General features: G+C 70.2%; 21 protein-coding genes. 15 read left to right on the top strand and 6 right to left on the bottom strand.

All coding sequences use genetic code 11. The features are described 5' to 3' along the window. Nucleotides 1–149: 149 nt before the first annotated feature. From OHU74_RS01215 to OHU74_RS01205, 3 genes are all read right to left on the bottom strand, one after another. Nucleotides 150–1,706: a glycoside hydrolase family 43 protein gene (locus OHU74_RS01215; RefSeq protein ID WP_371614119.1), complete on the bottom strand. Its 1,557-nt coding sequence runs from the start codon at nucleotides 1,704–1,706 to the stop codon at nucleotides 150–152. Then, entirely contained in the window at nucleotides 1,703–3,922 is a 2,220-nt protein-coding gene (locus OHU74_RS01210) for a glycoside hydrolase family 3 N-terminal domain-containing protein (protein WP_371614118.1), read from the bottom strand. Before OHU74_RS01210 ends, OHU74_RS01215 begins: the two co-directional genes overlap by 4 nt. Nucleotides 3,923–4,033: 111 nt before the next feature. Next, a complete protein-coding gene (locus OHU74_RS01205) occupies nucleotides 4,034–5,047 on the bottom strand; it encodes a LacI family DNA-binding transcriptional regulator (protein ID WP_371614117.1) in 1,014 nt (337 codons plus the stop codon). A 241-nt stretch (nucleotides 5,048–5,288) separates the two neighbouring features. On the opposite strand from OHU74_RS01205, the gene OHU74_RS01200 reads away from it, so the two are divergent. The 10 genes from OHU74_RS01200 (at nucleotide 5,289) to OHU74_RS01155 (ending at nucleotide 16,624) form a co-directional block, all read left to right on the top strand. Further along, nucleotides 5,289–6,581: an extracellular solute-binding protein gene (locus tag OHU74_RS01200; RefSeq protein ID WP_371614116.1), complete on the top strand. Its 1,293-nt coding sequence runs from the start codon at nucleotides 5,289–5,291 to the stop codon at nucleotides 6,579–6,581. After that, on the top strand, nucleotides 6,574–7,563 hold the full coding sequence (locus OHU74_RS01195; RefSeq protein WP_371614115.1) for a carbohydrate ABC transporter permease: 990 nt from the start codon (nucleotides 6,574–6,576) through the stop codon (nucleotides 7,561–7,563). The genes OHU74_RS01200 and OHU74_RS01195 overlap by 8 nt, the downstream gene beginning before the upstream one ends. Then, a complete protein-coding gene (locus tag OHU74_RS01190) occupies nucleotides 7,560–8,390 on the top strand; it encodes a carbohydrate ABC transporter permease (protein WP_330300575.1) in 831 nt (276 codons plus the stop codon). The genes OHU74_RS01195 and OHU74_RS01190 overlap by 4 nt, the downstream gene beginning before the upstream one ends. Nucleotides 8,391–8,483: 93 nt before the next feature. Beyond that, nucleotides 8,484–9,821 carry a glycoside hydrolase gene (locus OHU74_RS01185; protein ID WP_371614114.1) on the top strand — a complete coding sequence of 446 codons (1,338 nt, stop codon included), beginning with the start codon at nucleotides 8,484–8,486 and terminating at the stop codon, nucleotides 9,819–9,821. 29 nt (nucleotides 9,822–9,850) lie between these two features. Next, the gene (locus OHU74_RS01180; protein ID WP_371614113.1) at nucleotides 9,851–10,909 is read left to right on the top strand and encodes an endo-1,4-beta-xylanase; all 1,059 of its coding nucleotides are present in this window, start codon (nucleotides 9,851–9,853) and stop codon (nucleotides 10,907–10,909) included. Continuing rightward, nucleotides 10,906–11,952, top strand: coding sequence for a Gfo/Idh/MocA family protein (locus tag OHU74_RS01175; protein WP_371614112.1), 1,047 nt, complete (start codon nucleotides 10,906–10,908; stop codon nucleotides 11,950–11,952). The genes OHU74_RS01180 and OHU74_RS01175 overlap by 4 nt, the downstream gene beginning before the upstream one ends. Then, complete coding sequence (locus OHU74_RS01170; RefSeq protein ID WP_371614111.1) at nucleotides 11,949–12,809, top strand: PmoA family protein; 861 nt, start codon at nucleotides 11,949–11,951, stop codon at nucleotides 12,807–12,809. The genes OHU74_RS01175 and OHU74_RS01170 overlap by 4 nt, the downstream gene beginning before the upstream one ends. Continuing rightward, nucleotides 12,761–13,549, top strand: a complete 789-nt coding sequence (locus OHU74_RS01165; protein WP_371614110.1) for a cupin domain-containing protein — start codon at nucleotides 12,761–12,763, stop codon at nucleotides 13,547–13,549. Before OHU74_RS01170 ends, OHU74_RS01165 begins: the two co-directional genes overlap by 49 nt. Beyond that, entirely contained in the window at nucleotides 13,549–15,027 is a 1,479-nt protein-coding gene (locus OHU74_RS01160; protein WP_371614109.1) for a non-reducing end alpha-L-arabinofuranosidase family hydrolase, read from the top strand. Before OHU74_RS01165 ends, OHU74_RS01160 begins: the two co-directional genes overlap by 1 nt. Before the next feature lie 538 nt (nucleotides 15,028–15,565). Then, the gene (locus tag OHU74_RS01155; protein WP_371614108.1) at nucleotides 15,566–16,624 is read left to right on the top strand and encodes a PP2C family protein-serine/threonine phosphatase; all 1,059 of its coding nucleotides are present in this window, start codon (nucleotides 15,566–15,568) and stop codon (nucleotides 16,622–16,624) included. Between the two features lie 170 nt (nucleotides 16,625–16,794). Here OHU74_RS01155 and OHU74_RS01150 read toward each other — a convergent pair whose 3' ends face one another. Together OHU74_RS01150 and OHU74_RS01145 are read right to left on the bottom strand one after the other, a co-directional pair. Beyond that, complete coding sequence (locus OHU74_RS01150; protein ID WP_371614107.1) at nucleotides 16,795–17,028, bottom strand: hypothetical protein; 234 nt, start codon at nucleotides 17,026–17,028, stop codon at nucleotides 16,795–16,797. Further along, entirely contained in the window at nucleotides 17,025–18,449 is a 1,425-nt protein-coding gene (locus OHU74_RS01145; RefSeq protein ID WP_371614106.1) for a helix-turn-helix domain-containing protein, read from the bottom strand. Before OHU74_RS01145 ends, OHU74_RS01150 begins: the two co-directional genes overlap by 4 nt. A 343-nt stretch (nucleotides 18,450–18,792) precedes the next feature. On the opposite strand from OHU74_RS01145, the gene OHU74_RS01140 reads away from it, so the two are divergent. Next, a complete protein-coding gene (locus OHU74_RS01140) occupies nucleotides 18,793–19,524 on the top strand; it encodes a DUF4232 domain-containing protein (RefSeq protein WP_371614105.1) in 732 nt (243 codons plus the stop codon). Between the two features lie 99 nt (nucleotides 19,525–19,623). Here OHU74_RS01140 and OHU74_RS01135 read toward each other — a convergent pair whose 3' ends face one another. Then, nucleotides 19,624–20,763, bottom strand: a complete 1,140-nt coding sequence (locus OHU74_RS01135) for a PucR family transcriptional regulator (RefSeq protein WP_371614104.1) — start codon at nucleotides 20,761–20,763, stop codon at nucleotides 19,624–19,626. Between the two features lie 132 nt (nucleotides 20,764–20,895). Between OHU74_RS01135 and OHU74_RS01130 the strand changes: the two genes are divergently transcribed. From OHU74_RS01130 to OHU74_RS01115, 4 genes are all read left to right on the top strand, one after another. Then, nucleotides 20,896–21,906 (top strand): ferredoxin reductase, encoded by a 1,011-nt coding sequence (locus OHU74_RS01130; protein ID WP_371619525.1) that lies wholly within the window; start codon nucleotides 20,896–20,898, stop codon nucleotides 21,904–21,906. Between the two features lie 7 nt (nucleotides 21,907–21,913). Next, entirely contained in the window at nucleotides 21,914–23,032 is a 1,119-nt protein-coding gene (locus tag OHU74_RS01125; protein ID WP_371614103.1) for a fatty acid desaturase, read from the top strand. Between the two features lie 72 nt (nucleotides 23,033–23,104). Continuing rightward, nucleotides 23,105–23,683 carry a hypothetical protein gene (locus tag OHU74_RS01120; protein WP_371614102.1) on the top strand — a complete coding sequence of 193 codons (579 nt, stop codon included), beginning with the start codon at nucleotides 23,105–23,107 and terminating at the stop codon, nucleotides 23,681–23,683. Nucleotides 23,684–23,903: 220 nt separating this feature from the next. Beyond that, nucleotides 23,904–24,056 (top strand): hypothetical protein, encoded by a 153-nt coding sequence (locus tag OHU74_RS01115; RefSeq protein ID WP_371614101.1) that lies wholly within the window; start codon nucleotides 23,904–23,906, stop codon nucleotides 24,054–24,056. Nucleotides 24,057–24,060: the final 4 nt, after the last annotated feature.

Raw genomic sequence — 24,060 nt, 5'->3', positions numbered from 1 at the left:
CGCGCAGCTGCTCCGGGCGACCGATCCGCTCCGGTGGCGTGCAACGCGCCACCTACACCGCGGTCAAATGCGGTCGGCTGGGCGGGAGGTGAGGTGCGAGCCGGCAGGTGGCGGACGCGGACCGCCACCTGGCCGCGGCAGCAGCGACGTCAGGGCCTGCCCGGCGGTTCCTGCGGGCTCGGGATCGGGCTCGGGTACGTGATGTCGAACCACGCGAAGTGGGCTTGGTTGGTGGAGGGGCGGCCGTTGGAGGTGGCATAGAGGCCGAGCTGGATGCTGGTGAACAGCGGAGTGAGGAAGGTGGCTTCGACGGTGGTCAGGTCCTGCCAGGCGCCGTCCGGTGCCGAGTGGGCGAAGGTGTGGCTGAAGCCGCGGATGCGGACCCCAAGGCGAACGGGGCCCGGGGGGACGGGCACGTCGGCCAGGACCTCGGCTCCGCGGCGGAGGCTGAGTCCTTCCGCGGTGCGGAGGAAGAGGAGATGGGTGTCGTCGTCGAGGACTACGGCGAGGCCCGCCTCTTCGCCCGGCGCGGCGGGGGCGAAGTGCAGTTCGGTGGAGACGTCGCAGTCGGGCTGTTCCTGGGGTCGGGCCAGGAGGGACGGGGTGGTGCGGTCGCCGAGGCGTTCGGGTCGGAGCTGGAGGCGGAGCCCGTCGCCGGTGGTCCAGAACCGCTCGGGCGGTGTGCGCAGGCTGCTCCAGTCCGGGGAGAGCGTGGCGAAGTCGTCGTGGACGGGGCGGCGTGGGTCGGTGTGGGCGACGGGGGAGAAGACCGGCCAGCCCGCGTCCCAGGTGATCCGGCTGAGGAAGGTCTCGCGGCCGAGGGCGGAGCCGCGGCGGACGCCCAGGAGGACGGCCCGCCAGTCGCGGTTCGGGGTCTGTACGAGGTCGGCGTGCCCGGTGCAGGTGACCGGGCCCTTGGCGGGCGGGAGCACCGGATTGCCGGGGGCGCCCTCGTAGGGGCCGGTCACGCGGTCGGCGCGGGCGGCCACCACGCTGTGGTCCACATCGGTGCCGCCCTCGGCGGTGACCAGTAGATAGGTGCCGCCGGTCTTGTACAGGTGCGGGGCTTCCGACCATCGGGCGCCGGGGTGGGTTCCCGACCACAGGACGTACTCGGGGCCGGTCAGCCGTCGTTCCCGGGGAAGGTATTCGCGCATCCAGATCTCGGTGCGGCCCGCGGCTACGTCCACGACTCGTGCGGCGGTGAACCAGGCCCGGCCGTCGCCGTTGGCGTTGCCGTTGCCGTTGCCGTTGCCGTTGCCGTTGCCGTTGCCGTCCCCGTGCCCATCGTCGTCGTCCGGCCCGTCGTCGAAGAACAGCGACGGGTCGAAGCCCTCGCCCTCCAGCCAGTGCGGCTCCGACCACGGCCCCGCCGGGTCGGTCGCGGTGACGACGAAATGGCCGGGGCCGTCCATCAGCGTGCAGACGAGGTGGAAGACCCCGTCATGGTGCCGGATCGTCGGCGCGAACAGGCCCCGGGAGGGCTCGCACCCGTCGAGGTCGAGCTGGGACGGCCGGTCGAGCGCGGAGCCGATGCGCCGCCAGTTCATGAGGTCGCGGCTGTGGAAGACGGGAAGGCCCGGGAACCATTCGAAGCTGGACGTCACCAGGTAGTAGTCCGTTCCCACCCGGCAGACGGACGGATCGGGCCGGAACCCGGGCAGCACGGGCTCACCGAAGACGGGATCATCGAAGAACGCGGTCATGAAACCGGCACGATCTCGACCGGCACGGACAGCACCCGGTCGGCCGCCGGGTGACGTACGGGACCCTCCAGGGTGAAGGAGCCCTGGAGCGGAAGATCGCCGCTGGACCGTCCGACGGCCACGCCGATCTCCCCGGGCTCCACTCTTCTGCGCAGGTCGAGCCCGGTGAAGGAGGTCCGGTCGGCATGGACGGAGAAGGTGATCCGGGCGGCCGCGCCCGGCCCCAGTTCGACCCTGGCGAATCCGGCGAGCCACCGCTGCGGCCGGACGACGGAGGCCACGGGGTCGGAGAGGTACAGCTGGACCACCTCGGTCCCGGCCACCTCGCCGACGTTGCGTACGGTGACCGACACGGCGACGGCGCCGTCCGTCGCGGCGACCGGATCCACGGAGAGCTCCGAGCAGGTGAAGGTGGTCCAGCTCAGCCCGTGTCCGAACGGGAACAGCGGGGTGGGGTCCACCGAGCTCCAGTCGGTGTGCCCGCCGAGCCTGCCGTGCAGGTAGGTGCCGGGCTGGCCGCCGACCTGGCGGGGGATGGAGACGGGCAGCCGCCCGGACGGTTCCGCGGCGCCGCTGATGATCCGGGCCAGCGCCGTCCCGCCCTCCTCGCCGGGGAAGAAGGCCTGCACCACGGCCGATGCGTGCTCGGCCAGCGTGCCGAGCGCGTAGGGCCGTCCGGAGACGAGGACCAGGACGGTCGGCACCCCGGAGTCCAGAACGGTGGAGGCGAGTGCGGCCTGGTCGCCGGGCAGGTCGAGGGTTTCGGCGTCGCAGCCCTCTCCGGAGGTGCCCCGGCCGAACATGCCGGCCCGGTCCCCGAGCACCAGCAGGTTCACGTCCGGATCGTCCGCGGTGACCGTGAACCCGGCGGCGGTGAGCGCCTCGCCGAGCGTCGGGATCTCCAGCCCGAGGTCGCCTGGCAGCGCGACGTGGTTGGGGAAGGAGTAGCAGCCGAGGAAGGACTGGGGGTCGTCGGCGTAAGGCCCGCTGATCGCGACCCGGCACGGCCGCAGCGGCAGGATGCCGTCGTTGGCGAGCAGCACGGTGGACCTTTCGGCCAGGAGCCTGGCCAGTGCCCGGTTCTCCGGCGGGTCGAGGTCGACCGGCTCGGGCTTGACGGGCTCCCAGCCGGGGTCGAGCAGGCCGAGCTCGGCCTTCTGGAGCAGGACCCGTTCCGCGGCCCGGTCGATGAGCTCCTCGGACACGGTTCCCGCCCGCACGAGCTCGGTCAGCGGCTCGCCGTAGCACCGGGCCGTGGGCAGTTCGACGTCGATCCCGGCGGTCAGCGCCAGCGCGCCGGCCGCGCCCCGCGATCCGGTGACCCCGTGCCGGGTCTCCAGGAAGGAGACGGCGTAGTAGTCGGCGACGACCACACCGCTGAAACCCAGCTCACCCCTGAGCAGCTCGGTCAGCAGCCGCTCGTCGGCGGCCACCGGGACGCCGTCCACGTCGGTGTAACTGTTCATCACCGACCGGGCTCCCCCCTCGCGCAGTGCCCGTACGAAGGGCTCGACCAGTACGTCGGCGAACTCGCGCGGTCCCGAGGCGACGGGGGCCATGTTCCGGCCGCCGCGCGAGGCCGAGTACCCGGCGAAGTGCTTGAGGGTCGCCACGATCCCGGCGCCCTCCAGGCCCTGCACATAGGCGGTGCCGATCGCTCCGACGAGATAGGGGTCCTCACCGATGCACTCCTCGGTCCTGCCCCACCGGTAGTCGCGGACCACGTCGAGCACCGGGGCCAGCCCCTGGTGGACGCCGACCCGCCGCATCCCCGCGCCGATGGCGGCGGCCATCTGGCGCACTAGCCCGGGATCGAAGGAGGCGCCCCAGGCCAGCGGCCCGGGGAAGACCGTCGCCCCGAACGTCATGAACCCGGTCAGGCACTCTTCGTGAGCGACCGCCGGTATCCCGAACCGGCCGGATCCGGTCACCTGCCGCTGGAGCGAGGCGAGCCGTTCCATCCCGGCCTCCGCGGTGATGGGCGCGGTGCCGTACACCCGGGTGAGCTGGCCGAGGCCGTGGGCGACGATGTCGTCGAGGCCGGGCGCGGACTCCCCGGAATCGTCCTCCATCGGCGCGACGGGTGCGCCCGGATCCGAGGGCAGCGCCCAGAAGCCGGCGAGCTGACCCGCCTTCTCCTCCAGCGTCATCCGTTTCAGCAGATCGGCGACTCGTAGGGGCACGGGCAGGAGGGGGTCACGCCAGGGCTCGGTCAAGGAAGACTCCTAGTGCTGTGGCCGGGAAGGTTTGCCGGGGCGCGGTGTTCGGTGCGATGGAAAGGTGCCGTGCCGGGCGCCGCGACCCGGTGGACCTTTCCGGTTACGGCGCTAGGAACGGGGCGGGGCGGTGGAGAGGCGGACCTTGAGCTCGGTCGAGAGCTCCATCCGGGGGCTGACCAGGGGCTGGCCGTCCAGGAGCTGGAAGAGCGTGCGGGCGGCGAGCCGGCCCATCTCCTCCAGCGGCTGGCGCACCGTCGTCAGCGGCGGGGACAGCCAGTCGCACATCGGCAGGTCGTCGAAGCCGACCACGCTGAGGTCCTGCGGGATGCTCAGTCCGCTCTGGCGGGCGGCTTCGTAGACGCCCATCGCCTGCTGGTCGCTGCCGGCGAAGATGGCGGTCGGCGGCTCGGGGAGGGCGAGCAGTTCCCGGGCGCGCTGGAACCCGCCCTCGTGCTGGAAGTCGCCGAACCGGATCAGGCCGCGGTCGACCTCGATCCCGGCCCGCTCCAGCGCGGCGCGGTACCCGTCGATGCGGGCCTGGCTGCAGAGCATCTCCTTGCGCCCGCCGATCGCGGCGATCCGGCGGTGCCCCAGCTCCAGCAGGTGTTCCGTGGCGGCGAGGCCGCCCGCCCAGTTGGTCGCGCCGATGCTCGGCACACCGTTGCCCGGCAGGTCGATCGGGTCGATGACGACGAGTGCCACCCCAGCCTGTTCGACCTGGGCGCGCTGGGCCTGGGTGACCGAGGCGGTGACGAGGATGACGCCGTCGCTGTGGTGCAGGACCGGCAGCGCCGCCCAGCTCGAAGGCGTGGCCTCGCCCGGCGGGACGAGCGACACGACGGTGCCGACGCTCCGCTGGGCGCACTCGGCTTCGACGCCGCGCAGTATTTCCACTGCCCAGGCGCTGTCCAGCCCGCCGATGATCAGGTCGACCAGGCCGGACCTGCGGGCCCTGGCCTGCGCGCCGGGGTGGAGGTAGTTGTGGGAGCGCAGCAGGCCCTCGATCCGTTCGCGTGTCGCGGGTGCGACGTCGGAGCGGCCGTTGACCACCTTGGACACGGTGGCCTGTGAGACCCCCGCCTCAGCGGCGATGACGGCCAGGGTCGGGCGCTGCTCGCTCAACTTCTCTCCTCCGCGCGGACGCCTTGAGGACGCCTTGAGTTAGCGACAGGTATCGCAAACTTTCGAAGAGTTTCCGGTCGGCGTGACCTGGTTGTCAAGCCATAAGTGGGCTACTGCGGACGGAAATTCGGTGAGAAGGCTTGACCGGGGGGCTTCACGTTCCTAGTTTGTGGCAGCACGAATTCGAGAATGTTACGAAACATTTTCGAACTGAACCGGCATTCACCACCCCGGAGGTCCCATGGCCAGCACACCCCCGAGTCGACGAAGCTTCCTCGCGCTCTCGGGCCTGACCGCACTGTCCGTCTCGCTCACCGCGGCCTGCGGCGGCGGGGGCTCCGGCTCGGGGTCGGCGGCCGACGGCAAGGTGACCTTCGCGTGGTGGAACATCGCCACGACGGAACCGGGCAAGTCCCTGTTCCCGCAGATCTCCTCGGCGTTCACGACCGCTCACCCGAACATCACGATCAACACGACCTCGTTGGAGAACGAGGCCTTCAAGTCCAAGCTGACGGCCAACACTTCGTCGGGCAAGCTCCCCGACGTCTTCCAGACCTGGGGCGGCGGCGTTCTGCGGCAGCAGATCGACGCGGGGCTGGTCGAGGACCTCACCGAGGAGTTCGGGTGGTCGTCCGACCTCACCCCGGTCTCGCTGCAGGCCTATCAGTTCGAGGGCCGGACCTACGGGGTGCCCTACGACGTCGGCATGGTCGGTTTCTGGTACAACAAAAAGCTCTTCGCCCAGGCCGGGATCACCGCTCCGCCGGCCACCTGGGCCGAGTTCCTCGAAGACGTCAAGAAGCTCAAGGCGGCGGGCGTCACTCCGATCGCCCTCGCGGGAAAGGAGAAATGGCCGGGCCACTACTACTGGGCCTACCTCGCGATGCGCGTCGCTGGCCTCCCCGCGCTGCAGCAGGCCGCGACCACCAAGGACTTCACTGGCGCCGGCTTCGTCCAGGCGGGCACCCACCTCAAGGAGCTGGTCGACCTCCAGCCGTTCCAGACGGGCTTCCTCGGCGCCGGCTACTCCGCCCCCGGCGGCCAGGCCGCGACCATGGGCAACGGCAAGGCCGCCATGGAGCTGATGGGGCAGTGGGCGCCGTCGGTGCAGAAGGACGCGGGCGCGGACCTCGGAGCGGACCTGGGCTTCTTCCCCTTCCCGACGGTCGACGGCGGTGTCGGCCAGGCCACCGAGGTGTTCGGCGGTGGCGGCGGCTTCGCGCTGCGCAAGGGCGCCCCGAAGGAGGCGCTGGACTTCCTGAAGTTCTTCGTGCTGGAGAACGAGTCCAAGCTGCTGGCCTCCAACGGCTACCTGCCGGTGGTCAAGGGCGCGGAGAGCCAGCTCACCGAGCCCAACAGAAAGGTGGTGGCCGACAGCCTGGTCAAGGCGACGGGCTTCCAGCTCTTCCTCGACCAGGCCTACCCGCCCGCGGTCGGCCAGGAGGTCAACGACAGCGTCGCCGACCTCATCGCGGGCAAGAAGACGCCCGAGCAGGTCACCAAGTCGATCACCGAGGCTGCGAAGGGTGCCTAGCTCCGTGTCCACCCTGACCGAGGAGCGGACGAAGGACGCCGTGCCGGCGCTCCCGCCAGCCCCGGCACGGTCGCTCCTGCGCGGGTTGGGAAGCTGGGCGTCGGTCGCCTGGTTCCTCGTCCCGGCTCTGGTCCTCTTCCTCGTCTTCGTCCTCGCCCCGATCGTCGTCGCCGTCTACACCGGCTTCTTCAAGTGGGGCGGGATCGGCCCCCTGGACGACTTCATCGGCTTCGGGAACTACGCCGCGCTCTTCCGCGATCAGGTCTTCCTCGGCGATCTGAAGCGCGGGCTGTACCTGATCGCCCTGTCGATCACGGTGCAGTTGCCCTTCGCGCTGTTCACCGCGGTCCTGCTCAACCAGCGGCTGCGCGGCCGGGCCGTCTACCGGATGCTGTTCTTCGCGCCGTACATCCTGTCCGAGGTGGTCACGGCGGTCCTCTTCACGATGATCTTCCTTCCCGGTGCCGGCATGGCGGACCATCTCGCCGGCGCCCTCGGCCTGGAGGGGCTGCAGGGGAAGTGGCTCGCCGATCCCTCGACGGTAATGTCGACCCTGTTCGTGGTCATGACCTGGAAGTACTTCGGCTTCCACATGATGCTCTTCCTCGCCGGACTGCAGAGCATTCCGGGCGAGGTCCTCGAAGCCGCCTCCATCGACGGCGCGGGCGCATGGCAGCGCTTCCGGCACGTGACGCTGCCGCTGCTCGGCCCGACGATCCGGATCAGCGCCTTCCTTTCGATCATCGGGGCCATCCAGCTCTTCGACCTGGTCTGGGTCATGACCGCGGGCGGGCCCAACCACTCCTCCGAGACGATGGCGATCTCGATGTTCCAGTTCGGGTTCAAGCGCTACCAGGTCGGCTATGCCAGTGCGATCAGCGTGGTGATGTTCATGATCAGCCTGGTCTTCTCCCTCTTCTACCAGCGCTACGTGCTCCGCCGTGACCTGAGCGGGGCCGTCACCTCGGGAGGTGGCCGATGAACGCACGCAGGACGGCACGCGGCCTGTCGCTGCACGCCGTGGTCTGGCTGATCGGCGCGTTCGTCGTCGTGCCGCTGGTCTACGCGGTGATCTCCGGGTTCAAGAGCACCGGCGAGCTGACGACCAACCCGTTCGGGCTGCCCGAACACTGGAAGACCGGCAACTACACCGGCATCCTCGGTGACGGAATGTTCTGGCGGCAGATCGCCAACAGCGCGGGCATCGCGATCGGCACGACGTGCTGCACGGTGGCGGCTTCCGCGATGGCGGCGTTCGTACTGGCCCGCTACGCCTTCCGGGGCAGGGAGCTCTTCTACACGCTGTTCACGATCGGGCTCATGTTCCCGTTCGCAGTGGCCGTCCTGCCCTTGTTCCTGCTGCTGCGCAACTTCGACCTGCTCGACAACCCGCTGGGAGTGATCCTCCCGCAGGCGGCCTTCGGGCTCCCCATGACGATCATCATCCTGCGCGGCTTCTTCCGGACCATCCCGGCGGAGGTCGAGGAGGCGGCGATCATGGACGGCTGCGGCAAGTTCCGGTTCTTCTGGAAGATCCTGCTGCCGATGGCGCGTCCGGCGCTCGGCACGGTGTCGGTGCTGGCGATCGTCGCGAGCTGGAACAACTTCTTCCTGCCGCTGCTGGTGTTCAACGACCCGAAATGGCAGACGATCCCGGTCGGAGTCCAGCAGTTCCAGGGCCAGTACTCGACCGACTACGCGCTCGTCCTCGCCTACATCGTGCTCGCCATGGTCCCCGCCCTCGCGTTCTACGCCGTCGCCGAGCGGCAGTTGATCGGCGGCCTCACGGCGGGCGCCACCAAGGGCTGACCCGTCCCGCGCGACCTCCACCCCCGAGGAGACATTGTGAAGCGTCTGATCGCACTGGCAGTCCCACTTTTGTTAGCGTTAACATCACAGGCCGTGGCCGCCCCCGCCCCCGCCCCCGAGCGAAGCGGCAGCGCCATCGACTTCCGCACGGCGCTCCAGCCCATAGACGGATTCGGCTTTTCGATGGCCTTCCAGCGGGCCGACCTGCTCCACGGCGCGCGCGGCCTCAGCCCGGCCAAGCAGCGCGAAGTGCTCGACCTGCTGCTCAGCAAGGACAAGGGCGCGGGCCTTTCGATCCTGCGCCTGGGCATCGGGTCGTCGACCGACAAGGTCTACGACCACATGCCGACGATCCTGCCGGCCGATCCCGGCGGGCCGGACGCCACGCCGAAGTACGTCTGGGACGGCTGGGACGGCGGCCAGGTCTGGCTCGCCAAGGAGGCCAAGTCCTACGGCGTCAAACGGTTCTACGCCGACGCCTGGAGCGCCCCGGCCTTCATGAAGACCAACGGGAGCGAGAACAACGGCGGCGAGCTGCGGCCCGAATGGCGTCAGGCCTACGCGAACTACCTCGTGCAGTACGCGAAGTTCTACCGCCAGGAAGGCATCGGGATCACCGACCTGGGATTCACCAACGAACCCGACTGGACGGCGACCTACGCCTCGATGCGGTTCACCCCGCAGCAGGCCGTCGACTTCCTCAAGGTGCTCGGGCCGACCGTCCGCGCATCCGGACTGAAGACCGGGCTGGTCTGCTGCGACGCCGCGGGCTGGGACCGTCAGGTCGCCTACACCGAGGCCATCGAGGCGGACCCCGCCGCCGCCAAGTCCGTGCGGACCGTCACCGGCCACCGCTACAGCGGTCCCACCGGGGTCCCGCAGCCGACCGACAAGCCCGTGTGGATGTCGGAATGGTCTCCGGACGGCGCCACCTGGAACGAGAACTGGGACGACGGCACCGGCTACGACGGTCTCGCTGTCGCCGCCGACATCCAGAACACCCTGACCGTCGGCAACGCCAGCGCCTACGTCTACTGGACCGGCGCGTCCCTCGGCGCGACCCGGGGACTCATCCAGCTCGCCAACCCCGGTGACGACTACCGGGTGTCCAAGCGGTACTGGGCCCTGGCCGCCTTCAGCCGCTTCATCCGCCCCGGCGCCGTCCGCGTGCCGGTCACGAACGCCGACCCGGCACTGCAGATCACGGCCTTCCGCAACACCGACGGCAGCCGCGTGATCGAAATCCTCAACACCGCGACCACCGAAAGCTCCGCCGAGTTCTCCCTTCGCGGCGGCCACGACCGGCACCCCGACGGCTACGTCACCGACGGGACCCGTTCGATCACCCCGGCCGACATCGTGTCCACACACGGCACGGCCCTCACGGCGACGCTCGCCCCGCGCGCGCTGACCACGATCGTCCTCGACTGAACCGCCCGCACCCCGAGGAGTAACCCGCCATGTCCCTTCACCTGTCCGCTCCCGTGTCCCGGATCCTCACCGCCCTGTCCGCCGCCGTCTGCCTTTCGGCCGGCCTCGCCGCTGCGCCGGCGGCCGCCGAGCCCCGTCCCAGGACGCTCGGCGAACTGGCCGCGAAGCACCACAAGTACTTCGGCTCCGCCACCGACAACCCCGAGTTCACCGACGCCGCCTACCTGAAGCTCCTCGGCAGCGAATTCGGCCAGACCACCCCCGGCAACGCCATGAAGTGGTACGCCACCGAGCCCGAGCGCGGAGTCTTCGACTTCACCGACGCCGACAAGGTCGTCTCGTTCGCCAAGGCCCACCACCAGAAGGTCCGCGGCCACACCCTCATCTGGCACAACCAGCTCCCCGCCTGGCTCACCGAGGGCACCTGGAGCGCCGACGAGCTGCGCGCCATCCTCAAGAACCACATCCAGACGGAGGTCCGGCACTTCAAGGGCCAGGTGATCCAGTGGGACGTGGTCAACGAGGCCTTCAACGATGACGGCACCTACCGCGAATCGCTCTTCTACAAGACGCTCGGCCCCGGCTACATCGCCGACGCCCTGCGCTGGGCCCACGAGGCCGACCGGCACGCCAAGCTGTACCTCAACGACTACAACGTCGACGGCATAGGCCCCAAGAGCGACGCCTACTACACCCTGATCAAGCAGTTGAAGGCCGACGGGGTCCCGGTGGAGGGCTTCGGCATCCAGGGCCACCTGGCGCTCCAGTACGGCTTCCCCGGCGACGTCCAGCAGAACATGCAGCGCTTCGCCGACCTCGGGGTCGACGTCGCGGTCACCGAGCTCGACATCCGGATGGCCCTCCCCGCGACCCCGGAAAAGCTCGCCACCCAGGCCACCTGGTACGCCGACTACGTCAAGGCCTGCCTGGCGGTCAAGAAGTGCGTCGGCGTCACCATCTGGGACTACACGGACAAGTACTCGTGGATCCCCTCCGTCTTCCCCGGCGAGGGCGCAGCGCTGCCGTACGACGAGAACCTGCTTCCCAAGCCCGCCTACCACTCGATCAAGGAGGTGCTGGGCGGATGATCAGGACGGCGATCGTCGGAACCGGCGGGATCGCGGGCATCTGCCACGTTCCGGCCCTCCGCGCGCAGGCGCACCGGGCCCGGATCGTGGCAGCCGTCGACGTGGACGCCGCGCGCGCCGAGGAGTTCGCGGCCGAACACGGCATCCCCGCGGTCTACACCGACCTGCACACGATGCTCGAGGAGCAGAGTCCGGACGTGGTGCACCTGTGCACGCCTCCGTTCCTGCACGCCGAACAGGCCGTGGCCTGCCTGGAGTCGCAGGCGTGGGTGTGGTGCGAGAAGCCGGTGGCCCTGTCGCTGGCCGAGCTCGACCGGATCCGCCGCGCCGAAGGGCCCGCCCGCGCGGGCGCGGTGTTCCAGCACAGGTTCGGCTCGGGGGCCCGGTACCTGCGCGAGCGGATCGCGGCCGGGACCCTGGGCCGTCCGCTCGTCGCGCAGTGCGTCACGGCGTGGCACCGCGACGACGCCTACTACGACGTGCCCTGGCGCGGCACCTGGGAGAAGGAGGGCGGTGGCCCGACCCTGGGGCACGGCATCCACCAGATGGACCTGATGCTCGCAGTGCTGGGCGAATGGAGCGAGGTACGCGCGATGGCCGGCCGCCTCGCGCGCGAAGTCCAGACCGAGGACGTGTCCGCGGCCCTGGTCCGGTTCGACAACGGAGCCATCGCGACGGCTCTCAACAGCGTCCTTTCCCCACGCGAGGAGAGTTACCTGCGCTTCGACCTCACCGACGCCACGGTAGAGCTGCGGCACCTGTACGGCTACTCCAACGCGGACTGGACCTTCACCACGAGGTCGCCGGACGTGAAGTGGGAGCCGCCGGACGACGTGCCCAGCTCGCACACCGCCCAACTCGCGGCCTTCCTGGACGACTACGAGGCGGGGACCCGGCCCGACCTCGGCAGGCCCACCATGGAACTGGTCACCGCCTTGTACAAGGCCGCGATCACCGGCCGGCCGGTCCGGCGCGGAGAGATCGACGCGGCCGACCCGTTCTACGGCTCGCTCAACGGAGGGCGCCCGGGGGTGTTCCGGTGACGTTCGAATTCCTCGAGAACGAGGACTCGCTGACCGTCCGGGCTCGCGACATCGACCTCTTCCGGTACGTGCACCGGCCGGTCATGGACCCCTTCGAGGCCCCGAAGCCCTACCTGCATCCGGTGCGCACGCTCGCCGGCGACGTGGTCACCGGGTACCGGCCGCACGACCACCGGTGGCACAAGGGCATCCAGATCACGGCGTCGTGGCTGTCGGGACAGAACTTCTGGGGCGGCGGCACCTACCTGCGCGGCCAGGGCTACGTGGACCTGCCGAACCTCGGCACGATGCGCAGCCTCACCGTGTCCGCCGAAACGGGCCACGGCCGCGCCGTGATCACCGAAGCCCTGGCCTGGCACACGATGGCGGGGGAGCACTGGATCGACGAGCGCCGCACGCTGACCGCACACGACGTCGGGGCCGACTTCTGGACCCTGGACGTCACCACCTCGCTGACCAACGTCCGCGACAGCGGTCTGATGTTCGGCAGCCCCGGCACCCAGGGCAGAGAGCTCGCCGGATACTCCGGCCTGTTCTGGCGCGGCCCGCGCGAGTTCACCGGCGGCAAAGTGATCGGCCCCGCGATGGGCGAGCAGGGCGACTGGCTGGCCTTCATGGGCGCGCACGACGAGGTCGACCGCTCCTCCACGCTGCTGTTCCTGGACGATCCCGACGCCCCCGGCCACTGGTTCGTCCGCAGTGAGCCCATCCCCGCCGTCAACCCGTCCCTGGCCTTCGACAAGGAACTGCCACTGGCCCCCGGCGACACCCTGTCGCGCCGCTACCGGATCGTCGTGGCCGACGGCGCATGGACCCCCGGGCGCCTGTCCCGCCACATCGCGGAACACCCGTGGTGACCCCGCTCCCCGGGGGCGTGGGGATATCCGGATTGACCGTCTACGACTGGGAGGCCGCCGACGGGCTGTGCGGCGGCACGCCCCACATGCACCTCGTCTGCTCCGAGGCCTACGTCGTCATCGACGGCGCGGGCAGCGTTCAGACCCTCACCACCTCCGGTTTCGACGAGACCCCGCTGCACCCCGGCGACGTCGTCTGGTTCACCCCCGGCACGATCCACCGCCTCGTCAACGACGGCGGCCTGCGCCTCGTGGTGCTCATGCAGAACGGCGGACTCCCCGAGGCGGGCGACGCCGTCTTCACCTTCCCCGCTCCCGTGCTGGCCGATCCCCACGCCTACCGCAGGGCGGCCGGCCTGAGCGGCGACCGTTCCGCGGCAGCGCGCCGCCGCCGCGACCTGGCGCTGGAGGGTTTCCTGGCCTTGCGCGAAGGCGGGCTGCGGGAGTTCCACATCGCGGCCCACCGCCTGAAGAGCGAGCTCCTGGACGCCTGGCGGATCCGCTGGCGTGACGGCGCCCTCGCCGCGGCCGTCACGACCGGCCGTCAGCTGGAACGGCTGAAGGCCGGAGACCTCTCCCACCTCGACCACGGCGAAGTGTCACGGCTGGAGTGCCCGGAGCACCAACGCTTCGGCATGTGCGGCCGACTCCACACCTATCCCGTCCCCGACCCCTCGACGCGTCCGCCCCGCGGTCCGTCGGGGTCACCCCGCCCCCACCCCCCGAAGGAGCCCTTCTGATGTGGTCCCGCCATCCATCCCCGGTCCACCTGAGACGACGCCTGCTCGCCGTCCTCACGCCCTTGCTGCTCCTGGTCACCTTCCTCGGCGTGCAGCCCGCTGGCGCGGCGACGGCCGTCGACCCCAACGCCTCGTACGTGCTGGTCAACCGCAATAGCGGCAAGGCCCTGGACGTCTACAACCTGGCGACGAATGACGGCGCCCGCATCACCCAGTGGACCCGGAACGATCAGAATCAGCAGCAGTGGCAGTTCATCGACTCGGGCGACGGCTACTACCGCATCAAGTCCCGACACTCCGGCAAGGTGCTGGACGTCCAGAACAAGTCCACGGCCAACGGCGCCTCGATCGTCCAGTGGGCCGACGCGAACGGCACGAATCAGCAGTGGCGGCTGGCCGACAGCTCGGACGGCTACGTGAGGTTGATCGCGCGACACAGCAACAAGGCCCTGGAAGTACAAGGCGGCTCCACCGCCGACAACGCGAACATCGTCCAGTACGACGACTGGGGCGGCACCAACCAGCAGTGGCAGCTCGTCCGGGTCGGCGCCGGCAACCCCGGCGGCCCGTGCGATCTTCCGTCGGCGTACCGCTGGACGTCCACGGGCCCGCTGGCGCAGCCCAAGCCCGGATGGGCCTCGCTCAAGGATTTCACCGTCGCCCCCTACAACGGCAAGCAGCTCGTCTACGCGACGACCCACGACACGGGGAAGAACTGGGGCTCGATGAACTTCAGCCCGTTCACCAACTGGTCGGAGATGGCCTCGGCCGGTCAGAACGCGATGTCGACGTCCACCGTCGCGCCCACGCTCTTCTACTTCGCGCCGAAGAACATCTGGGTGCTCACCTACCAGTGGGGTGGCGGAAGCGCCTTCTCCTACCGGACGTCGAGCGACCCCACCAACCCCAACGGCTGGTCGTCGCAACAGGTGCTCTTCTCCGGAAGCATCGCCGGCTCCGGAACAGGACCGATCGACCAGACCCTCATCGGTGACAGCACGAACATGTACCTGTTCTTCGCCGGTGACAACGGCAAGATCTACCGGGCCAGCATGCCGATCGGGAACTTCCCGGGCAGTTTCGGCTCGAACTCGACCGTGATCATGAGCGATACGACGAACAACCTGTTCGAAGCCGTTCAGGTCTACAAGCTCCAGGGCCAGGACCGCTACCTCATGATCGTCGAGGCGGACGGCTCGCAGGGCCGCTACTTCCGCTCGTTCACGGCCACCAGTCTGAACGGCTCGTGGACGCCCCAGGCCGCGAGCGAGAGCAACCCCTTCGCCGGCAAGGCCAACAGCGGCGCCACCTGGACCAACGACATCAGCCACGGCGAACTGATCCGCACCAGCGCCGATCAGACCTTCACCGTCGATCCCTGCAACCTGCGGTTCCTCTACCAGGGACGCGACCCCAACGTCGGGGGTGACTACGGCCTGTGGCCCTACCGACCGGGCCTGCTGACACTGCAGCGCTGACGACGTGACACCGGTCCGGCTCCGGAGCGGAGCCGGCGGGGCGGGCCCGGCGCAAGGCCGAGCCCGCCCGGGTGCACGACGTCAGGGCCCGTCGCCGTGTCGGCGCCAGGAACTGGGTGGCTGCCAGGCCCCGGGCGCTCTTGTCGGGCCGCTGCTGCCCGGGGTGCGGACATCCGGCCTCACCGTCCTCCGGCCTCACCGTCCTCCGGCCTCACCGTCCTCCGGCCTCACCGTCCTCCGGCCTCACCGTCCTCCGGCCGCCTCCGCAATTGCCATGGTCTCCGACACGGCCGTCACCTCATCAGCGTAGGTCCGCGCCGTGGCAGGCGCAGTCCGGGCGCCCCGCCGGTACGGCGGGCACGGGAGCACAGGGCTGCCGCTGGTCATGGGCTTCCGGGAGGCCCTGTCAGCTTTCGCGAGGCAGGCTGTTTCCATGAGGTCACATCCTCGATCGCCCGTTCGGCCGGGAGCGTCCTCCCGGCCGGGAGCGGGCGGTCACGGCGCGGTCCTGTTCACGTTGGAGCGGTGCGCGCCCTTCGTGATCGCGCTGGGCGTGCTGGGGATCGAGCTCTCACCCGCCCACTATCTGGTCACTGGCCCCGTCCTCACCACGACGCCGGCACTGGCCGCGCTGACGATGGGCCCGAAGGGCATTCTGTCCGCAGCAGCCGTCGCGGCGGGTGTGAACGTGACCTCCGCGACCTACAACCAGTCGTGGGGAACCCAGACCCAGCTGATCATCGGCAACTTCCTGGGGCTGATCGTGGTGTCCGTGGCCAGTGTCATCCTGAGTAACGCGGTGCGCACGCGCAGGCAGGGCGAGCTCGACCAGGTCCGCCGGATCGCAGTGGCGGCCCAGGAGGTCGTCCTGCGGCCCGTCCCCGAGCTCCTGGGGCCGGTACGGGCGGCCAGTCTGTGCCTCGCGGCCGGGACCGGGGCGCTGGTGGGCGGCGATCTGTACGAGGCAGTGCAGACGCGCTACGGCGTCCGCCTGATCGTGGGGGACGTCCGGGGGAAAGGGCTGTCGGCCATACGCGCGGTCGCGGTGGCATTGGGCGCGTTCCGGGAGGCCGTTCACTACGAGGACGAGGTGCAGGAGGTCATGAACCATTGCGCGGCCGCCCTACGGCGAGAAGCCGCCGTGCCGGGTACCTACTCTCAGGCAGAACTTCCCGAAGTCCTCATGGAGGGATTCACCACCGCGCTCATCGCCCAGGTGCCGGACGAACCAGTGGTGCACCTGGTCAACCGCGGCCATCCGCCTCCGCTGGTGCTGCGCGAGGGCCAGGTCCAGGCCCTGATGCCCGCCTCACCCATGCCACCGCTCGGTCTCGAAGACCTCGTCCACGGCCTTCCTGCCAAGCCCGAGAGTTACCCGTTCCTGCCCGGCGACCGGCTGCTGTTCTACACAGACGGCGTGATCGAAGCCCGCAACCGTGACCAGGACTTCTTCCCCCTGCCAGAGACCATGGAGGAGATACCCGCCGGCACCTCCCCACAGGAGTTCCTGGACGAACTGCACAAGGCGCTCATCCGCCACACAGAGGGCCGCTTGACGGACGACGTGGCGATGATCCTCATCGACCGACTGACATGAAGAGGCCGGGAGACGCACAGCACCGCCCGGGATCGAGCCGGTCACGGCGCTGCTTCTAGCCGCGTTCCACACGCCCGGCCGGCTCTTTGAGGTGTGGTGAGTGTGGTGATGCGGACGGGTGTGCCGAAGCCGTCTGTCGCGCTGTGAGGGACGTGCCGCATCAGGCCTGGCTACACCGGATCAGGCGCGTGGTCTGGGTCGTCGTACAGCGGTCCGGCGAAGGTACGGAACGCATCGTGCAGGTATTCAGCGGGCACGAAGGGAACGTGGTCGGCGCAGTACACCCGAAAGCTGCCGTCGTTCTGCTCCTCGATGTTGTGCTTGGTCAGCCAGGCCCGGCTGGGTTCGCTGCCCTTTCGGAACCAGACCCGGAGGCCCGCGTGTGCGAGCGCGCACTCTTTCATTCCGTGTCCGGTAGCCAGGCGTTGTGGTTCGCGTTGTACCAGTAGCTGTGGCCGGCGTTCAGGGCGACCGTCCGGAACGGGCGGCCGTGGTCGTCGATGCGGGTGGTGCCCTGGCGGTCGCCACTGCTCCAGGCCAGCTCCAGGTACCAGCTGACGTCCTGACCGAGTGTGGCGGCGTCGATGTTCAGCACCTGGGGGTCGGTGGCAGAGACCTTGTACGGGAAGTCGGTCGAGGCCGTTGGCCGCTCGCCCTCCTTGCCAGGTACGGGCCTGGCCCGCGGGGAGGCCTCGTCCAGGTCCACGGCGAAGGACGCCGGCACCAGCGCGCCGCCGCAACCGGCGCCCATGGTGTACGCGTTCCAGCCGGGAGCCTTGCGGCCGCTCACGACATGGACGTACAGCGCGTGCAGGACCGCGGCCTTGCCCTCGGTGCCCTGGACGGTCAGCTGCATGCGCAGGTGCCCCGCCGGGACGGCGTCCAGGGCCCGGGCCCACCCTTCGGTCGCCTGCCCGGCGGGGGGCGGGGGGACCGTGCCGGGTGCCTTGTCCAGGGCGAACCACTGGTCGCAGGGGCTGTCCCAGTTGTCGGGCAGGACGTTGACCGTGAAGGGGGCGGTGGGGGAGGCCCCCTCCTTGGCGGTGGCCGGCGAGGTGGACGTGGACGTTGCCGAGGGCGACAACGGTCCGGGGCTGGACGGGGGTGTGGAACCGGCTGTGGGCGTGGGTGACGACGACCCGCCGGACGGCAGGGCCGGGCCCGCCGCCCGCTCGCGCGAGGACGGCTGGGCGGCGCCGTGGCGCGTGTCCCCGTGACCCGTATCTCCCATGGCGGAGACGGCGGCGGCGGTCCCCGCCACCGCGGCGGTGGCCACGGCGGCCGCAACGGCGAGCAGCAGCCGAGAACGCCGGGCCCGCGGTACGGAGGCCCGGGCGGGGCCCGTCTGGACAAGCGCGACGGGGGCGTGTGCGGGTGGCTCCGTTGCCGGTGCAGGGGAGGGGGCCTCCGCCGGTGCCGGCGCGGGGCCGGTCTCTGCCTGCGGCCGGACCTCCGAAGCCTCCCCAGCCACCACCGCCGATGCGGGCGGCACCTCCGACGCGGCGTCACCGCCCCGCGGCGCCGCGGAGTTCGCCGCCCCCGAGCCCGAGGCCTGCCCCTCCGTCAGCCCCCGTCGCCGCTCCACCAGCGCCAGCAGCCACTGCTGGTGCAGCGCGAGCAGTTCGTCGGCCGAGGCACCGCAGACTCGGGCGAACCGCTCCACCGGGGCGTAATCCGTGGGCACCGCCGCACCGCTGCAATAGCGGTGCAGCGTCGAGTTGCTGGAGTGCAGACGCTTCGCGAGCGTGCCGTAGCTGCGCCCCGAGCGCTCTTTGAGTCCGCGCATCAGCTCCGCGAACCGCTCCGTCTCCGTCTCCGTGGCCATTCCACCCTCCCCCTCATCCCGGAATCACGTTCCAGGCTCGCCCGATTGCCCCAGGTGAGAGGGGTCGGGAGCGTTCCAGGGTTCCAACTATCCCGGTCCAGACGCCGCTGGGACGAATCCGGCCCCACAGTTGCGTCATCAGCCGGTCGGTCCGCCGGTCGGTCCGCCGATCGGATCGGCGGTCGGATTCGGCGGTCGCAACGGGAGGGCCCCACCCGCCCCACCGACCGCCCTCGGCCGCCCGCGGCAGCAGCCGACCGGAACAGCAGCCACCCAACGTCTCGTCGGACGGGAAGCGGAAGCCTCCGTCCGACAACCGCACCGAAAAAACGGAGAGTTCCCCATGCGCACCTACCCACTCCGCACCACCGCCCTGGCCGCCGCCACCGCCGGCCTCGCTCTGGCCCTGACCGCCTGCGGTGGCTCGGACAGCGCCGGCGGGCCGACCGCGAACCCCGCCGCGAGCAAGAGCGTGGACAAGCCGGTCTCGATCGGCACCGTGACGCCGTCCGGGAAGGGCGCCTCCGCCGCCCCGTCCGCCGCCCCGTCCGCCGGCAAGGTCACCGGAACCGGCACGGCCGCCGCCACCCCGGCGAAGACCGGTTCGGGCGGCAAGGACACGGGGGACACCACCGGTGACTCCTACGCCTACACCCACCCCTGCTCGGCGCGGAACCTGACCGTCAAGGTCACTTCCCCGACGGGCACTCCGGGCACCGTTCGCGTCATCACCGTGACCAACAACGGTTCCACCTCCTGCGGTCTGGACTACTTCCCCACCGTCGGCTTCAGCGCCAAGGGCAGCGCGCTCGGTCTCCAGGCCACTGCTCCCGGTGGTCTGGGCGGCGCCCCGGCGTACCCGGTGCACCCCGGCGCCACCGCGTACGCGGCCGTGGACCTCAACCCGTCGGGTGGCAACGGCCCCGTGGCCGACGAGGTCAACGTCCTGGCCGACAAGGAGCACATGCCGAACGCGGACGGCGCCAGCCTCCAGCTGGCCAAGCCGGGTAGCGTCGCCAACCCGAAGGTCGGCCTGTACCGCACCAACACCCGCGACGCGCTGAGCGCCTTCTGAACGCCAACGGGCCGGAGACGGCCAACGAGTCAGGCCGGGCGGTCCTCCCGGAGTTCCGGGGCCGCTCGCGGACGCGGGCGCGGACGGTCGAAGTACGCGTCAGCTGACCCGAAGACCAACCGCCAGCGTCAGTTCAAGGACCCGGTGTGGCGATGCGAGATCCGGGAACAGCTCCCGCAGCTGCGACATCCGGTACCGGACTGTCTGGGGATGGACGAACAACGCCGCCGCCACCTCGTCCCGCCTTCCCTGGTGCAGCAGCCATGCCCGCAACGTCTCCTCCAGCCGCCGTGCGGTCGCGACGGGCAAGGTCAGCAACGGTGCGAGGGCTCGGGCACGCAGGTCTGCGAACGCGTCCACGTCGGCGCTCAGCACCAGCTCGGGCAGGTGTTCCTCGGTGTCGCGAATATCGGAGGAGAGGGAGCGCGCGCGTACGGCTCGTGCGTACGAGGCGGACGCACGAGTCCACGGCCGGGCCGGGCCGACCACGGCGGTGCGGTCGGTCAGCTGCCGCAAGAGATGTGATCGGTCGGCATCGGGGACGAGCAGCACACCGGTGTCATCCGGCAGATCGTCGAGGACGAGGGTGCTCGGGTCGAGTGCGCGGTAGGCGGGCCGTACCTGGTCGGCGGGCAACAGGACCGCGGTCAGCGAAACCGGAGGCTGCCACCCGGCCCGTTGAACAGAGCCCAGCAGCACGTCCGGGCTCGCGCCGGCGAGGAGGTCGCGGGCCAGGTGTTCCAGGTGGCGCTCGTGGGCCCTGCCCCGGGCGGCCAGTGCGTCGGCGTGGCCCGCGGCGCTCGCGGCCGAGAGCTCGTCGATGTAGGCGAAGGTCAGCTCGGCGAACTTGGCGACCTCGGCGGCGGGCAGACCTGCGGGTACGGCACCCGCCGCCAGGCATCGCCAGGCCACACGGGCGCCGACGCGGTAGGCGCTGAGCAGGGCGTCCATCGAACGGCCGTCGCGCACTTCGCCGCGGCCCAGCTCGTAGGCTGCGTCATCGCCGTCGCCGCCCGTGGCGTTCCCGCTCGCGAGGTCCAGGTAGTGCCCCAGGGCGGTGTGGACGGCTCGGCGGATGGTGCCACCCATGCGGCCCGAAAGGGCGTTGGCGTAGGACGGGACCTCGTCGATGATCGCCTGGACGACCTCGTCGGCGGTGGTCTTCAGCGCCGCCCGAAGTGCTGTGACCGTCGTCTCATCCAGGGCCAGCTCGGTGGCCCTCCGGGTTGCATGGCTCATATTTTTGTTCCTTGCGAACAATTGGGCCGATCAGATTTACGTCCTGCGGACAGGACTTTACGCCCTGAGGCGCATCAAGCTGGGGTCATGACGAGTGCAGCCCTCCGCAGTAGGGCGTGGAAACTGCTGGAGATGGTCACGACGCCGCTGCTGCCGTCGGACTACCTCGACCTGGTCAGCCCGCTGCGTGCGGGCGCTGACCTGCGTGGGCGCATCGAGGCCGTGCATCCCGAGACGGGCGACGCCGCGACCATCGTGATCAGGCCGGGACGGGGCTGGCGCGGCCACACGGCCGGTCAGTACGTGCGGATCGGGGTCGACGTCGACGGGGTGCGCCTGTGGCGTGCCTACTCCCTCACCTCGCCGACGAACCGCCAGGACGGCCGCGTCACGATCACCGTGAAGGCGATCCCGGACGGCAAGGTCAGCAACCACCTGGTCCGCAGGGCCAAACCGGGCACGCTGATCCAGCTCGACCAGCCGACCGGTGACTTCGTACTGCCGCAGGCCAAGCCCGCCAAGGTGCTCTACCTGACGGCCGGCAGCGGCATCACGCCCGTGATGGGCATGCTGCGCGACACCGAGTTCGACGACGTCGTCATGGTCCACTCCGCGCCACAGGCGCAAGACGTGATCTTCCGCAACGAGCTGCACGACCTGGTCGCGGACAAGAAGCTGCGTCTCACCGAGCTGCACACCGACACGGACGGAGTGCTCGACATCACCCGTCTCGCCGAACTCGTGCCCGACTGGGCCGAGCGCGAGACCTGGGCCTGCGGACCCGCGGGCCTGCTCGACGCCGCCGAAAAGCACTGGAGCGAGCACGGCGTTCAAGAGCGCCTGCACACCGAACGCTTCCGACCCGGCATCGTCGTGGCCGGCGACGGCGGCGAGGTCACGTTCAGCGCCACCGGCAAGACCGTCGACGCGGACGGCGCCACGCCGTTGCTGGACGTCGGCGAGGAGGCCGGCGTGCTCATGCCCTCCGGGTGCCGCATGGGCATCTGCTTCGGCTGCGTCACGCCGCTCAAGGCTGGCGCCGTCCGCGACCTGCGCACCGGCGAGATCACCGAGGCCGAGCCGGGCGTCCTCATCCAGACCTGCGTGTCCGCCGCGGCGGGCCCCTGCGACATCGAACGGTAGGAGCACCTTGACCGCCATCGACCCCACCGCCCACCTGACCGCGGAGCAGATCGAGGAGCTGGGCCGCGAGCTGGACGCGATCCGCGACGAGGTGATCGCCGACCGCGGCGAGAAGGACGCCGCCTACATCCGCAAGGTCATCTCGGCGCAGCGCAAGCTCGAGCTGGTCAGCAGGGGCGTGCTGCTGTTCTCGATCTTCCCGCCCGCGTGGCTGATCGGCACCGCCGGGCTGTCCGTGGCGAAGATCATGGACAACATGGAGATCGGCCACAACATCCTGCACGGCCAGTGGGACTGGATGCGGGACCCGAAGATCCACTCCACCACCTGGGAGTGGGATCACGTCTCCCCGTCCGAGCAGTGGAAGCACTCGCACAACGAGCTGCACCACACCTACACCAACGTGATCGGCAAGGACAACGACCTCGGCTACGGCATCATGCGCGTCGACGAGGACCAGAGGTGGCACCCGTTCCACCTCGGCCAGCCGCTGTGGAACTTCCTCAACGCCTGCTTCTTCGAATACGGCATCGCAGCGTACGACCTGGAGCTCGGCAAGAACCTGCGCAAGCGCCGCCGCAAGAACCCGGAGTTCCGCGCGCGGGCCAAGGCCGTGGGCCGCAAGATCCGCAAGCAGGTGCTCAAGGACTACGTGATCCACCCGCTGCTGTCGGGCCCGTCGTTCCTCCCCACGCTCGCCGCCACGTTCACCGCGAACCTGGTCCGCAACATCTGGACCCACTCGGTGATCATGTGCGGGCACTTCCCCGAGGGCGTACAGGTCTTCGAACGCCGGTCGATCAAGGGCGAGACGCGAGGCCAGTGGTACCTGCGCCAGATGATGGGCTCGGCGAACATCAGCGGCAGCAAGGCCATGCACTTCATGACCGGCAATCTGTCGCACCAGATCGAGCACCACCTGTTCCCGGACCTGCCGAGCAACCGCTACGCCGAGGTCGCGGTGAAGGTGCGCGCGCTGTTCGAGAAGTACGAGCTGGAGTACGTCACCGGCCCGCTGCCCAAGCAGGTGTTCTCCGCCTGGCACAAGGTCTTCCGGCTCTCGCTGCCGAACAAGAAGCCCAAGGTCAAAACGCCGGACCGCGAGCAGGAGCTCGTCGCCGCCTGATTCCCGGTATCGGTTCAGATCTCTCGGCCGTACCGGCGGCGCCGCCGGGTTCGGTGAGATCCGTTGCGGACGGTGGGCGACCGCGACGTCAGACCGTACGACACGAACTCCTCGTCTGGGATCCCGAGCCGGGCCGGCCGTCGTTCGAGGCGTTGCAGCGCCGGGCCGCTGCCCGCGGCCGCGGCGTGCCCGTACAAGGACCGGCGCGCTCTTCTGGAGGAGCTGTTCACCGACCACGGTCTGGTCTGCAACGGCATGGCCAAGAAGTACCTCGCCGGATACCGCGGATGGACCAAGATCAGAAGACGAGACACCACGGAGGCCGTTATCGGGGCCATCACGGGCACCCTCGCGCGCCCGCAGCTCCTCGTCCTGGGCCGCCACGACGCGGCAGGCCGTCTGCGCGCGGTCGGCCGGACCGTCCCACTGCGCCCCGAGCAAGCCCGCCCGATCGCCGAGCACCTGACGGCCGCAGACCCCGATCACCCGTGGACGAGGGTGCGGTTCGCCGCCGCTTGGGGATCCCGTGAAGTCCTCGACACGGTCCTGGTCCGCCCCGACCTGGTAGCGGAGATCAGCGCCGACCGGCCGTGGACCGCGGCGGCGTCTTCCAGCACCCGCTGCGCTTTCAACGGCTGCGCCTGGACGTGACGGTGGAGGACGTGCCGCGGTTCGGGACGGGGCCGCCCGCAGCCGCCGGGTGAGCGGCCGGCCCCTGCGTTCCCAGTCCACCGCTGGGTGGGCCGCGACGTCCTGACCGCGGTGCTGGTCCACCCCTGCGCCTTCGGCCCGCAGCACCGCAGGACGCTGTCAACGCGCAGCCTGGGCCCAGCGTTCCTTCCGGAATGTCAGCCAGATGGTGGAGCACGCCGTGCCCGCTACCCCCGAGAGCGCCGTCAAGGTCGGCCAGGCAGGCCATCCGCTGACCCCCGACATGATGCCCATGACGCCGGCCGCCCCGAACAACTCGCAGCCGAGCGTCAGCATCACCGCCTCCCGTGCACTGGGAAGCCCGCCGGTCTGACCAG

It is taken from the genome of Streptomyces sp. NBC_00454, assembly GCF_041434015.1.
GTDB lineage: Bacteria > Actinomycetota > Actinomycetes > Streptomycetales > Streptomycetaceae > Streptomyces.
Note: the sequence above shows the minus strand (reverse complement) of the source record. Positions and strands in the feature narration are given on the sequence as shown.

Bases quoted from the DNA above. Each gene is read 5' to 3' on its own strand.
- OHU74_RS01215 (WP_371614119.1), bottom strand. From the start codon at position 1,706: ATGACCGCGTTCTTCGATGATCCCGTCTTCGGTGAGCCCGTGCTGCCC.
- OHU74_RS01190 (WP_330300575.1), top strand. From the start codon at position 7,560: ATGAACGCACGCAGGACGGCACGCGGCCTGTCGCTGCACGCCGTGGTC.
- OHU74_RS01145 (WP_371614106.1), bottom strand. From the start codon at position 18,449: ATGGCCACGGAGACGGAGACGGAGCGGTTCGCGGAGCTGATGCGCGGA.
- OHU74_RS01150 (WP_371614107.1), bottom strand. From the start codon at position 17,028: ATGAAAGAGTGCGCGCTCGCACACGCGGGCCTCCGGGTCTGGTTCCGA.
- OHU74_RS01165 (WP_371614110.1), top strand. From the start codon at position 12,761: ATGGACCCCCGGGCGCCTGTCCCGCCACATCGCGGAACACCCGTGGTG.
- OHU74_RS01175 (WP_371614112.1), top strand. From the start codon at position 10,906: ATGATCAGGACGGCGATCGTCGGAACCGGCGGGATCGCGGGCATCTGC.
- OHU74_RS01180 (WP_371614113.1), top strand. From the start codon at position 9,851: ATGTCCCTTCACCTGTCCGCTCCCGTGTCCCGGATCCTCACCGCCCTG.
- OHU74_RS01140 (WP_371614105.1), top strand. From the start codon at position 18,793: ATGCGCACCTACCCACTCCGCACCACCGCCCTGGCCGCCGCCACCGCC.
- OHU74_RS01135 (WP_371614104.1), bottom strand. From the start codon at position 20,763: ATGAGCCATGCAACCCGGAGGGCCACCGAGCTGGCCCTGGATGAGACG.
- OHU74_RS01130 (WP_371619525.1), top strand. From the start codon at position 20,896: ATGGTCACGACGCCGCTGCTGCCGTCGGACTACCTCGACCTGGTCAGC.
- OHU74_RS01160 (WP_371614109.1), top strand. From the start codon at position 13,549: ATGTGGTCCCGCCATCCATCCCCGGTCCACCTGAGACGACGCCTGCTC.
- OHU74_RS01200 (WP_371614116.1), top strand. From the start codon at position 5,289: ATGGCCAGCACACCCCCGAGTCGACGAAGCTTCCTCGCGCTCTCGGGC.